The organism is Acinetobacter sp. LipI_19 (genome assembly GCF_058242925.1).
Window position 1 is genome coordinate 3477694 of the sequence record NZ_JBZAYK010000001.1, and the last position, 13241, is coordinate 3490934.

Below are 13241 nucleotides of genomic sequence, written 5' to 3' on the forward strand. Positions count from 1 at the left end.
TAGCTCAGATTAGTGAGCCATGACTCAAGACTAATCTTTGCTAAAGAAAGTTTTTAATACATTCGCTGCATTAATCGCAAATCTTCAGGTTTTGGAATCTCACCTGTTTGTCCTAAAGCATGATATTTTTTAGTTAAATCTTCACGAACTAACTTCGCTTTTTCAGGATTTTTACCAATGCCTTTGATTCCATTTTCCAAACGATCTAAAAAGTAGATACCCACTAATATATTGTCGTGTTCATAATATTTTTGATACAACTCCATCGCTCTTTTTGGATCTGCCTTGATCAAATTCCCTTGCTCATAATAGAGTGGTAGGTTCAACTGTGCGCGTTCATGCCCTGCTTCAGCTGCTTTTGCCAACCACTCCATTGAAAGTTGAGGATTGTAAATTTTCCACTGCTCCTGAGCATATAATTCTGACAAAGTAAAATAAGCAGATTTTGGGTCTTGATCATGCTTTGCGTTTTCAGTTTCTTCAAATAACTCTATTTCATAAGTCAGATCTTCAAACTTTTTATCCGTTTTTAATAATCTTACAATTGCCTGTTGTGCTGGAATGTTATTTTCATCTGCTCGGGTCGCAATTTTGTAATAATTCATAGCTTCACCCAAATGTGCTTTTAAATAAGGCTTTTGTTCTGCCATTTGTCCCATCATAAAACCGACAAAACCACCTGCATCAAATTGTAACGAATAGATACGCCAAGCTTTTTTCCAATATTTTAAAGCCTTTGCTTCATTCACCTCTGTGCCTATACCATACGCATAGGCATAACTTAAATATGCCCATATTGGAGTAGGATAATCATCATTATCCCCCATGTGTTTTTCGATGGTATGAAATATACGAACTGCTGTTTCTTTTCTATCTGGATCAGCACAATGCTGATTAAGTACAGGGTAGAAAATATAGGCTTCTGAATTTTTCTTTCCAACTGCATCAAGCAGCAACTCAAAAGCCTGTTGTTGATCAATAGCAACTTTATCGCCGTAATATAATTTTTGTGCTTTAACCATTAGGTTATAGGCTTCTAATTCTTCAGGCTCTACTTCAGATACATCTTTTTGGGTCGGTTTCATCTGCTTTTTCTGTTCTTCTGAGAGCCCCAATTGACCAAATAAAGTCTCTAAAGTTTGATTAATCATTTTTGCATTTGGATAACCTTCTATGGGTGATTGAACATACAACTCCCACAATACTTTTTGATCAAATCCTTTATTTATTTGATAAAACTCTTTAAAAATAGGCGCTGTTTGTGGGGCGAAACAAGGGGCTTCTTCTATATTTACTGCATAATTTGATGTTGTAGATATAAAACCTAAAGTCGCTATGCACATAAAATAATTGAATTTTTTCATATTAAGATTGCTCATTTTGATATAAAAATTAAATTTATAAATTTTTAAAAAAGTATTTTTAAAATTATATATAAAATAATTCAATTAGTTAATTTTATTTTAAAACAAATTATTCAATATTTTGACAAGAACCGCTAGCATTGAAAAACCCTGCAGTTTGAAAATTAAGTTTTAATTAGCCCTTTCTAATTTTGTTACAGCCCAATAATGATCTTGTGCATTTTATCATCCTCTAAATTCGCCCCTATGATTTCTAAATAATTCATTTACTTAACATTGAATGAAGCATTGTGACATCGTCATGATGAACTTCCGACATTCAGCTTTTGAAGCGCTCTCTACCTTTAAAAAGTTCATGAATATAAATTTTTTATGTTAATATCAAATATATAATTTAACTTATTTAATTTTACCAATGAACAAAATAACCCATTTCATCATTTTAGCTTCTTCGTTTTTCCTTGCTGCATGTAGTACATCAAATGAACCCGTAATTTTAGAAACAAAGCAAATTGCAATGACGGGCGAACCATCAAGCACACTTGAACTTACCCTAATTAAAAAAGATAAAATCTGTATCTTAAAAGCAAAAACCACTTCTAAAAAAACACCCACAATAGAAAAAGATTGGGCTTTTTTTAGGGAAGATCTCATTTTAATATCTGAAAATTCAAGCTCGGAACCCGTAATCAATAGCGATGCTTCAGATGCAAAAATTGAAGAGCACATTGAGGAAATGAAAATAAGAAAAGAGGCCAAAGAAATGAAAAGTTTTATCTCAAAAGAAAATCTGAAAAAATGCACATAAGTTGATCTGCGATAAGAATCAATATTTATAGACTAACCTTTGCCACACCTCCCCAAAATCCTTATACTTAGAACCAATTTTTTCTAATACTTATAGTGGATGCTGCATGAGTCGCGCCATATCGCATATTGATACATTCCAAGGCTTAATTCTTGCCTTACAAAACTACTGGGCTGAACAAGGTTGTGTGGTGTTACAACCTTACGATATGGAAATGGGCGCAGGGACATTCCACACTGCAACATTCTTACGTGCGCTTGGGCCAGAAACATGGAACGCAGCATACGTTCAACCCTCACGTCGTCCTAAAGACGGCCGTTATGGCGAAAACCCAAACCGTTTACAACACTACTATCAATTCCAAGTGGTGCTTAAACCGAATCCTGACAATATCCAACAACTGTATCTAGACTCTTTAGAAGCGATTGGTATTGACACGCTTACACATGACATTCGTTTTGTAGAAGACAACTGGGAATCTCCAACATTGGGCGCTTGGGGCTTAGGTTGGGAAGTGTGGTTAAACGGTATGGAAGTGACTCAGTTTACTTACTTCCAACAAGTTGGTGGGGTTGAATGCTACCCAGTCACAGGTGAAATCACTTACGGCCTTGAACGTCTAGCAATGTACTTACAAGGCGTCGATTCAGTTTATGATTTAGTTTGGACCAAAGGCCAATTTGGTACAGTCACCTACGGTGATGTATTCCATCAAAACGAAGTAGAGCAATCAACTTATAACTTTGAATATGCCAACGTTGAAAAAATGTTTGAGCTCTTCGATTTTTATGAAGCTGAAGCAACCCGTTTAATGGAAGCGGAACTTCCACTTCCAGCATATGAGCAAGTCATCAAAGCATCACACAGCTTTAACTTACTCGATGCACGTGGTGCTATTTCTGTCACTGAACGTCAACGTTATATTTTACGTGTGCGTACTTTGGCACGCTCTATTGCACAAAGCTATGTGGCTGCTCGTGCCAAACTCGGTTTCCCAATGGCTGAACCGCATTTACGTGACGAAGTGCTTGCACAGTTAAAGGCACAAGTTGAAGCAGAAGCAAAAGCTGAGGAGAATAAATAATGTCTAAACATACCGTTTTATTCGAACTTGGCTGTGAAGAATTACCACCTAAAAGCTTAAAGACCTTACGTGATGCATTACAAGCTGAAACGGTTAAAGGTTTAAAAGACGCTGGTTTGGCATTTGATTCAATTGAAGCTTATGCAGCACCACGTCGTTTGGCATTAAAAATTGTCAATGTCGATGGTGCACAAGCAGACACTCAAAAGCGTTTTGATGGTCCTGCCCGACAAGCAGCTTATGATGCAGAAGGCAAACCAACCAAAGCCTTAGAAGGCTTTATGCGTGGTCAAGGCATTACTGCGGATCAAGTATCAACTTTCCAAGCGGGTAAAGTTGAAAAAGTTTGTTATTTAAAAGATGTGAAAGGTCAAAGTCTTGACGCTTTACTTCCACAAATTTTACAAACCGCACTGGATAACTTACCCATCGCAAAACGTATGCGTTCTGCGGCAAGCCGGACTGAATTTGTTCGCCCAGTGAAATGGGTGGTCTTGTTAAAAGACAATGATGTGATTGATGCAACGATTCAGGATCATAAAGCGGGCAATCTGACCTATGGTCACCGTTTCCATGCCCCTGAAGCGATTTCATTAACCAACTCAGATGATTATTTGCCGAAATTAAAAGCAGCACATGTCGTAGCTTCTTTTGAAGAGCGTCAAGCGATCATTGACCAACAAGTTAAAGCTTTGGCTGATGAAGTTAATGCGATTGCCATCGTTCCTGCGGACCTGCGTGATGAAGTCACTGCATTGGTTGAATGGCCTGTTGCGTTACGTGCAAGCTTTGAAGAACGTTTCCTTGCCGTACCTCAAGAAGCTTTGATTACCACGATGCAAGACAACCAGAAGTATTTCTGCTTGGTCAATGCAGCGCATAAATTACAGCCTTATTTCATTACTGTTTCCAATATTGAGTCTAAAGATCCGACTCAAATCATTGAGGGTAATGAAAAAGTGGTACGCCCTCGTTTGTCTGATGCAGAGTTTTTCTTCTTACAAGACCAAAAGCAACCACTTGCTTCTCGCAAAGAAAAATTAGCCAATATGGTCTTCCAAGCACAATTGGGCACACTTTGGAACAAGTCTGAACGTATTGCAAAATTGGCTGTGGCGTTATCTGCAATCACCGGTGCAAATCCTACTGATGCTGAAAAAGCTGCACTGCTTGCAAAATGCGACTTAACTTCAGAGTTAGTCGGTGAATTCCCTGAACTTCAAGGAATCGCGGGAACTTATTACGCACGTATTGAAGGCGAAAATGATGAAGTTGCTGAAGCTTTAGGTGAGCAATATTTACCTAAGTTTGCTGGCGATGTTCTACCAAAAACGAAAACAGGTACAACCATTGCCCTTGCTGATCGTTTAGATACCCTCACAGGTATTTTCGGGATTGGTCAAGCACCGACGGGTTCGAAAGATCCATTTGCTTTACGTCGCTCTGCGATTGGTATCTTACGTTTGGTGATTGAAAATAATCTTGATGTTTCGATTGAAGAACTGATCAAGCTTGCTTTGGCTGCTTATGGTGATGTATTGAAAGATCATACGAAGACTTTAGCCGATGCTGTCGCATTCCTTGAAGGTCGTTACCGTGCTAAGTACGAAGACCAAGGTGTTGCTGTTGATGTGATTCAGGCTGTTCAAGCACTTTCGCCAAAATCTCCACTTGATTTTGATAAGCGTGTGACGGCGGTAAATCATTTCCGTGACTTGCCAGAAGCTGCTGCTTTGGCTGCTGCCAATAAGCGTGTTGCCAATATCTTGGCAAAAGAAGCTGCACCTACAGGTGAGATTGTTGAAGCTAAATTAGTTGAAGATGCTGAAAAGGCGCTTTATACCGAGATTCAAAATATCAAACCTGCAGTTCAACCACTTTTGGACGCGAAAGACTACACCACTGCGCTTTCTAAGTTGGCTGCGCTTCGTGCACCGATTGATGCATTCTTTGAGAATGTGATGGTGATGGCAGATGATGCAGAACTCAAAGCAAACCGTTTACGTTTACTTGCACAGTTACGTGACTTGTTTACAAGCGTTGCAGATATTTCGGTGTTACAGCACTAAGTAGAAATATAAATTATAACCCGCTTCCGAGCGGGTTTATTTTTAGTTTTCGCTTTCCAAAACGCATAAATAAATGAAAACATAACAATAAAAATTAACAATCTAAAACTAAATATTCCCAATACATTGTATAGACTCAATTGATCAAGTTAAGTTTAAGATCAAAAGCATATGAATTCTAAAATATTATTATCTATACCTTTAATAGTGATCACTCTCACCGCCTGCTCAACCACACTCACCAATCCAAACGCTCCAACTGTTTTAGAACAACATAAAAATATCTCTGCTGAACCAAGCACAAAACATAACCTTGCCAAACTCATCAAACAAACAGACAACTGTGTCATCGAATTTACTGGCAACTTTGAAACGGGTAAAGCCACAGAACATTGGATTTTTAAAGGTGATCAGCTCATCTCTGCATTTTCAAATGTAGATGCTGAAGTCGAAAATAAACAAACTGTTTTTGACCCAAAAGATGCTGAAAAGCAAAAAAACTTCAACTCACTTAAAAATAACTTTAAAATATCAAATCTTGAAAAATGTAATTAATCTCAGTACTTCGCTTTAATACTTCGTTGAAGCTAAAAGGGCTAAATACAAAGTTATTTCGCTCTTTTAGCCACATAATTCACAGGATATATCCAAATGAGAACGCCAATCAATCCAATCACAGCAAAAATGAAACTATTTGGAAGGTAATTAGCAAACCAATAATAAATTGGATTTAATCCCAATTTAAACGAATTCATCATTGTGTATAGCATTGCAATTATTAGCACATGGGGCAAAATCAAATGCCCAATAAATAGCTGATATTTCTTAAAATATTTTGCAAAATAAAAGCTTGGAATCAAGTAAATTAAAAATACCGCGCCCATAATGCCCCAACCCATTATTTGATGGCTGGAAGACAGTTCATCGCCACAACCACAGGCAAAACTCGGTTTTAAACTCAATATAAAGGTGAGAAATATCAGGATTATTATATTTTTCATTATGATGATTAAATCAACAATTTAACCCAAAGCTTATGTCGTTTTTGTTTTAATAACAAGCTGGAAATTATTACAGAAAATTCTTTTATCATCATTCTCACATTCTTATAAGCATCAGAATTTAAAAAATAAAAATTGCAAAGACTCCCAAACACGTTTAGTCGTAACATTCATTCACAATTCTTACACTATTGTTAAAACTCTGTAGATAAGCTGTTGCTGTTTTATCTCAAAGACTATTTTTATACATATTTCACATTATTATAGGCAACACTCAAACTTGAACTCATTCAGGTACAGGATAAAACTAATTATGAAAATGCTTAAAACAACAGTGATCGCCACAGCACTTCTTGCCAGCTCTCCTCTTTTTGCCAATACAGATGTAAGTGCAAATGCTTCTGCTGAAGTCGGAACCAATGGAGGCATTCTAAGCAACATTGGTCAAGGTATCCATAACACTGCAGATAAAGTTGGTAATGGAATTGAAAAAGGTGTTGATAAAACCCGTGATGTGTCTAAAGACGCTTGGGATGGCACTAAGAATACTGCTGCTAAAGTAGGTACAGGAATTGAAAAAGGTGTCGATAAGACCCGTGATGTTTCTAAAGAGGCATGGGATGGCACTAAAAATGTTGCTGATAAAGTCGGGACAGGTGTAGAAAAAGGTGTCGATAAGACCCGTGATGTTTCTAAAGATGCATGGGACGGCACTAAACATGCTGCTGATAAAGTTGGAACGGGTGTGGAAACAGGTATAGACAAAGGTAAAGTTGCAACGAAAGGTGCGTGGGAGAATACCAAAAAACTAAGTTCTGAAGCTGGGCATAACACCAAAGAAGCAGCGGTTAAAGTAAAAGACAAAACCAAATCAGCAACAAGTAAAACTTGGCAGAAAACCAAAGATCTAGTTAAACCTAAACCAGCAAATACAGGTGCAAAAGTAAATTCACAAACCCATGTAAAAACACCAGTAGGTAGCGCTAAAGTCGCCGTATCTACAGACGCTAAGGTTGCTACAAAATAATTTAAACTTAATGCCCATTTAGAAAAGCTCACTCAGGTGAGCTTTTCTTATACATCAGCCAGTAATATGCTATGCAATGTATACATATGTTTTCTTGCTGTAGGATTCTTCTTTCAATTTTACTTTTTATCTAAATAAAACAGTATGATAACCCCAATCTACACTGAGCGAATCGCTACAATCATCATAAAGGGATCAAAACATCATGAAGATGATCAAAAGTCTATGTGTGATCACTGCAATACTTGCAACACCATCACTCTATGCGCAAACCAATACTCAAAATCAAACCCAGCCATATGGTGATAATCCAAATATTTTTAAAGTATTGGCACATAAGACCGGTGAAGCTGTACAGAATACCGCTGAAAAAGTAGGTGATGCGACCGAAAAAGGAATTCAAAAAATTAAACCGTCTTTGGATGAAACCATTGAAAATACCAAAAAATATACCACTGAAAAAGCCACCGAGGCTCGTGATAGTACCCGCCAAGGCATCGATACTGCGGTAAAAAAGGTTGAACAAACCAAAGATCGAGTAATGGGTAAAACTAGTTTAAATGTAGCGATTGAACAAGGCAGTTTAAGTCAGTCTTCGACCACACCCAATACGACGAATACTGTAACTGCTGCAACTACAGCAAACGTTCAAAATACGCCGATCACCACACAACCTGTTCAACCCGCAGTTCAAAATCAATTACCCAACAATGGGCAAGAAGAACCTGAAATTAAAAAACAGTCATTACCAATCGAGAAGCAAAAGCGTGATGTCAACACCAATACCACAGGTTTAAAAGATACCAAATCAACCAATACGCAAAGTTCAACAGATGATGAGGTTGGTGTACCAAGATAATCAGTTAAACACACTTAATTCTTAGCACGCCACACCTTGCGCTACCTATGCTCAAGGTGATAGCAGTAAAACGAATATCGCTATTTAATAATGTTTTTAACTCTACCTTTTAATCGCACCTTTTTTTAATTGTGCTTTTAAATTAGGGCCTTTATTCATTCACTTGACGAATCACTTTACCCTGCTTAAATGCTTCAACATTTTCAAGCATTTGATTCACAATACGTTGACGTGCATCTACACTGCCCCACGCACTATGCGGTGTGATAATCAGGTTTGGAATATCTTCTGCTAGTAATACATTTCCGTGTGTCGGCGGTTCGACAGAAAGTACATCAGTTGCCGCACCTGCAATTTTGCCTTGTCTCAATGCATCGGCCAAAGCCTGTTCATTAACGATACCACCTCGGGCACAATTGATTAAAAATGCAGATTTTTTCATTTTATCAAATGCTTGGCTATCAATTAAATCACGTGTTTCATCTGTTAGAGGACAATGTAGAGAAAGAAAATCGACTTGCGCAAGCAATTCGGCAAAAGGTATTCGATCCTTATGCGTTGGTCGATTGGGTAATGATGCGACCAAAATTTTCATCCCAAAAGCTTCTGCCAACTTGGCAACCGCTTGACCCAGCTCACCATAACCAATGATGCCAAGAGTTTTCCCAGATAATTCAACAATTGGAAAATCCAGTAAGCAGAAAATTGGCGATTTGTTCCATTCGCCTTGTTTAACTGCATGCTCATATTTGAGTAAAGATGTCGCTAATGCCAACATTAACGTCAGTGTATGCTGTGCAACTGCAGATGTGCCATAGCCCTGACAATTACACACGACAATACCTTTTGATCGTGCAAAATCTAAATCAATATTGTTGGTCCCCGTGGCCGAAATCAAAATTAATTTTAAATTTTTACATTGCTCCATCGCCTCAGCATTCACAATCACTTTGTTGCTGATCACCACGTCTACATGTTGAATGCGTGCTAGAACTTGCTCTGCTGTGGTCGATGGATAAAGTATTAAGTCATCAAAAGCTGCTTTTAGCTGACCAAAATCCAAATCCTGTTTATCTAAAGATTCATAATCTAAAAATACAGCTTTCATTGCTTTTCCTTAATGATAGAGAGCCAGTTTTACGCTTATGAAGCAGATGCTTCTGGAAAACCAAAAGAATTATTCTTTAAAGCCAGTAAGTATGCATTGGTCATACGGTAGGCCTCTTGAATAATGGCTTCAGAAATATAGCTTTCGTTGTAATAACCATGCTTCATACAAGTAAAAACCAATTCCATTAAAATCGTCAATGTATCTGGCTCTTGAGGTACATATTCATCCACTTTAATCATTTCCAGTGCTTTTCGTACGCCATGACTGACTTTTTTTAATTCTATTTGGTATTCCAGATAAGCTTGGCGGGTAAAAGGTCCACTTAAAATCAACAAGCTTGCTGTTTCAGATTCATTAAAATATTTGGCTGTGGTACGAATCATACTTTCTGAGAGTAACTGCCCGTATACTTCTATCGGTGCATTTGGATTTTCCGTCAACACTCGAACAGCCGCCTGTCCGAGTTGTTTAACTAAATCGTTTAAATGCGTCAGTGCAATGTGACGAAAAATATCGTATTTCGTCGGAAAGAATTGATAAATACTGGTCCGTGGAACGCCAGATGCATTGGCAATCTCGGGAATCGAAATCTTTTCAATTCCAATGGATAACAGTAACTCTTGCGTGGTTGCCAGCATCTTATCCATTCTTTTTTGGGAACGTTCTTGTTTTGGTTGACTCACCTTTTTCGTCATTTTTTTTAAAACTGACGTTGACGTTATTTTAATCATCAGATAATCTCTCATAAAAACCAACAAATGTTGGTTTTAAAAACTTCCTTGTAGTACTACAAAAATATAGAGGAAACCGGAGATGAATTTACCCCTTTCCGATGTACAAATGTCCATACAAAGCAAAACTAAACTTTTTGCTGATCCAGAAGATGAACAACGTAGCCACCGAATTCGCAAAGCAATTTTGGAAGCTGGAAATCAATTACGCGAACGTCATCCTTGGCTGGTTCAGCACCAAGACCAAATTGGCCTAGCCATCCTTGCAACAGCTGTAACAGGGATTATTTTCAATATAACACAATACACTCGTGGGAAAATGCCTTGGTACGTGGCAATTCCGCTTTCTGCATTTTGGATGTCGCTCTTACATGAACTAGAGCATGATCTTATTCACCAAATGTATTACCGTAAAAACAAAAAAATCAATGATGCCATGTTGGCAGCCGTTTACGCCTTTCGCCCTAGTACCGTGAACCCGTGGATACGTCGCGAGGTACATTTACATCACCACAAATCATCGGGTACTAAAACAGATTTAGAAGAACGCGGTATTAACAATGGTGATCAATGGGGCTTAAAACGTTTGCTGATGACTGGTGACAATATGTTGGCGATCTATTTACGCCCCATCACCATGATGAAAACCACCAAGCGTTTTATTCATGCGCAAAAGCATTTATCCCAAGCCGCTAAACTCAAATTAAAAGCAAAACTTTCTGCGAGTTATGCACCCTTTGGACATATTCATTATGCCTTATGGCATGGTTTCTTATTGATCAATGCTGCCAAATTGGCAATGAAAGCCGCGGGCATAGCGCAACCTAAAAATAGCGTATGGAGACTTGCAGACAAAACCACAAAGTTTTATGCCGTTAGCATTGCAGCACCAAATTTCTTACGCACCTTAAGTCTGCATTTTACCAGTTCCAATATGCATTATTATGGCGATGTTGAAGATGGCAATATCGTTCAGCAGTGTCAGGTCTGGACAGATTGGCGGATGAAACCTTTACAGGCCTTTTGTTTTAACTTTGCTGGTACACATGCGATTCACCATTTTGTTGTACGTGATCCATTTTATATTCGTCAAGCCATTGCCCAAGACTGCTATCCAGTGATGCAAGCAAATGGGGTCCGTTTTAATGACTTTGGGACGTTTAAACGAGCGAATCGTAGGTTCTAAACTTGATAACTGATATCTTCGTCTTATTCGTTGATAAAAACCTTTGGCATGGATCTTTTATATTTTAAAACACCTGATTACGCCTTATAGTGAATTAAACAATCAAAAAAAAGATCTTACAATGAATTGGACAGCTTATCTGTCACTTATGCTCGCTCTGCTTTGTTTTGGCTTATATTCACCAGTCTATGCAAAAGCATATGTTTTACAGTCGATGAATAACGTGGATGAAGCTGAGTTTAGAAGTTCTGAGGGAAATGAATTTAAACTGATTAAATTAAATCGGGGTTGTCGTATTCAAGCTCGATATTATTTGGAAATGGAAAATCGTGTGTTTAATTATACTTTCCTTCATCAACCATCCATGAAGCAAAAACTGCTCCATGCCACGCAAAAAACCTTCCGTTATCACTATAAAAACGGTGAAGAAGGTTCTCTGGCAGCAGTGACTGATATTTATCAACATTCCAGCGAAGTCTATAAAGTCAGTGACTTAGAGGTTCAAAATGAATTTAAAAAATATAGCGCGTTATTTCCAATCACCTATTTAAAGCAATGTAACTAAAGCTGCATCTGTCTATTTAAATGGCTCAAATGTCAAATCGTTAGACACCAGATGGTGTTTCAGCTCAACCGCTGACTTTAAGCAACCTTAAAGTGGCAAAACTCATTTAAGCTTTCATCATCAAAACTCACCAAACCTTGAATATCACAACTCATATAAAAGTTTTTATAGGTCAACACATAAAAGTCTGTGGTTTTTTTAATCACAATTGGATTCATATCCAAAGACAAAGCTTCATCTTGCTTAAATAATTTGGTCACACGGCGATCATTCATACAAATCAAATAGGTTTGCTTTTTGATTTCTACCTGTGCCAAACCATTATTTTCAACATGTAATGGAATAATGTATTTTCCATTCACATCAATTACTTGTTGATCATAGCTTTCTAGCTTTTGTGTGATCACGTTAAATACTAAAATATTGCCAAAACTGTCTTGTAGCTGCGTTTTATCTTCAAAAGCAAAATTGACTTGAATACCCAGTTTCTGCAAATCTTGCTCATCCACTCGCTTATTGGTCAATAAAATACGAGTAATGGTCTGCTTTAAACTGGCATCAAAGAAAGTACTATCCAGTTGAATATCTGTACCTTTTAGAATTTTACCCAAAGCTTCGTTATGTGTCCCCAATAAGTGAGCAATCACACTACGATAATAAAATTTGCTGTTTTTCTTTACTTCACGAATCTGCTTATAAAAATAAGTTTGATCGTATTCACGTTCAATAAAATCATGCAGTAACGCAGAGTTGGCTAAAACTGCAATCGCATCATGACCAGTATACGGTAAATGTAACGTATGCAATTGAGGGATCAATGGCTTAATTTTTAAATAATGTTCTTTATCATTTTCAAAATAAGGGTCATAAACAATGATGTATTCACAGTCTGCAACGATATCTTGTGCCTGAATACGCATATCCGCATTTAATTCAGCATCATAGAAATCTGTATAACGCTTGTCCTCAACCTCTAAAGGGTCGATAGAATATTGCGGAACCATGGCAACAACACGATTCATTTTTAAAGCTTTGGCATATTTGATTGCCGCATAGCCACCCATCGAACCGCCATAACCCACGATATTTTTAAATTGTTTTAAAATGGGATCTAGGTGCTCTAACAATGCCACCATGCTTGAAGCAGGAAACCAAGACTTCTGTTTTGGCATAATCCCGACCACAGCATAGTTATATTTCATCAAAGACTTTTCAGCATTGATGGAAAGTCCTTTGGCTCTAGAAATCAAGTCACCAAATGACAGAACTAAAGTGTCAGAATCGCCTTGTAAATAGATTGCTCTAATATGATCATCTTCAAAAATTATTTGCTTATCCATTCGCACACCGAGCATTAGCTCTATCATTGGCTGAAATTAAATAAATAGGCACTTGCCTATTGATTGCATCAAGTGTCATATTTTATAGAGTCTAGT

General features: G+C 37.6%; 13 protein-coding genes. 8 read left to right on the forward strand and 5 right to left on the reverse strand.

Translation table 11 applies throughout. The annotated features are described in order from the left end of the window. Positions 1-53 precede the first annotated feature (53 nt). Entirely contained in the window at positions 54-1364 is a 1311-nt protein-coding gene (locus AC4CVF_RS16725) for a tetratricopeptide repeat protein (RefSeq protein WP_490789730.1), read from the reverse strand. A gap of 415 nt (positions 1365-1779) precedes the next feature. Between AC4CVF_RS16725 and AC4CVF_RS16730 the strand changes: the two genes are divergently transcribed. The 4 genes from AC4CVF_RS16730 (at position 1780) to AC4CVF_RS16745 (ending at position 5880) form a co-directional block, all read left to right on the forward strand. Continuing rightward, positions 1780-2172 (forward strand): hypothetical protein, encoded by a 393-nt coding sequence (locus AC4CVF_RS16730; protein ID WP_336952235.1) that lies wholly within the window; start codon positions 1780-1782, stop codon positions 2170-2172. A 106-nt stretch (positions 2173-2278) separates the two neighbouring features. Next, positions 2279-3256 (forward strand): glycine--tRNA ligase subunit alpha, encoded by a 978-nt coding sequence (gene glyQ, locus AC4CVF_RS16735; RefSeq protein ID WP_004718182.1) that lies wholly within the window; start codon positions 2279-2281, stop codon positions 3254-3256. Further along, positions 3256-5325, forward strand: coding sequence for a glycine--tRNA ligase subunit beta (gene glyS / locus AC4CVF_RS16740; RefSeq protein WP_490789731.1), 2070 nt, complete (start codon positions 3256-3258; stop codon positions 5323-5325). The genes glyQ and glyS overlap by 1 nt, the downstream gene beginning before the upstream one ends. Positions 5326-5496: 171 nt before the next feature. Then, positions 5497-5880, forward strand: coding sequence for a hypothetical protein (locus AC4CVF_RS16745; RefSeq protein ID WP_419819669.1), 384 nt, complete (start codon positions 5497-5499; stop codon positions 5878-5880). A gap of 53 nt (positions 5881-5933) precedes the next feature. Here AC4CVF_RS16745 and AC4CVF_RS16750 read toward each other — a convergent pair whose 3' ends face one another. After that, positions 5934-6326 (reverse strand): hypothetical protein, encoded by a 393-nt coding sequence (locus AC4CVF_RS16750; RefSeq protein WP_336952238.1) that lies wholly within the window; start codon positions 6324-6326, stop codon positions 5934-5936. Positions 6327-6639: 313 nt separating this feature from the next. On the opposite strand from AC4CVF_RS16750, the gene AC4CVF_RS16755 reads away from it, so the two are divergent. Further along, positions 6640-7353 carry a hypothetical protein gene (locus tag AC4CVF_RS16755; RefSeq protein WP_336952239.1) on the forward strand — a complete coding sequence of 238 codons (714 nt, stop codon included), beginning with the start codon at positions 6640-6642 and terminating at the stop codon, positions 7351-7353. A 205-nt stretch (positions 7354-7558) separates the two neighbouring features. Continuing rightward, positions 7559-8212: a hypothetical protein gene (locus AC4CVF_RS16760; RefSeq protein WP_490789732.1), complete on the forward strand. Its 654-nt coding sequence runs from the start codon at positions 7559-7561 to the stop codon at positions 8210-8212. 151 nt (positions 8213-8363) lie between these two features. Here AC4CVF_RS16760 and AC4CVF_RS16765 read toward each other — a convergent pair whose 3' ends face one another. After that, positions 8364-9320, reverse strand: a complete 957-nt coding sequence (locus tag AC4CVF_RS16765; protein WP_419819672.1) for a 2-hydroxyacid dehydrogenase — start codon at positions 9318-9320, stop codon at positions 8364-8366. Positions 9321-9355: 35 nt separating this feature from the next. After that, a complete protein-coding gene (locus tag AC4CVF_RS16770) occupies positions 9356-10054 on the reverse strand; it encodes a TetR/AcrR family transcriptional regulator (RefSeq protein ID WP_056516975.1) in 699 nt (232 codons plus the stop codon). 82 nt (positions 10055-10136) lie between these two features. Here AC4CVF_RS16770 and AC4CVF_RS16775 point away from each other — a divergent pair, with 82 nt between their 5' ends. Next, positions 10137-11240: a fatty acid desaturase gene (locus AC4CVF_RS16775; protein WP_336952242.1), complete on the forward strand. Its 1104-nt coding sequence runs from the start codon at positions 10137-10139 to the stop codon at positions 11238-11240. A 121-nt stretch (positions 11241-11361) separates the two neighbouring features. Further along, a complete protein-coding gene (locus AC4CVF_RS16780; protein WP_419819673.1) occupies positions 11362-11805 on the forward strand; it encodes a hypothetical protein in 444 nt (147 codons plus the stop codon). Positions 11806-11882: 77 nt separating this feature from the next. Here AC4CVF_RS16780 and AC4CVF_RS16785 read toward each other — a convergent pair whose 3' ends face one another. Beyond that, complete coding sequence (locus tag AC4CVF_RS16785; protein ID WP_336952245.1) at positions 11883-13172, reverse strand: hypothetical protein; 1290 nt, start codon at positions 13170-13172, stop codon at positions 11883-11885. Positions 13173-13241 lie beyond the last annotated feature (69 nt).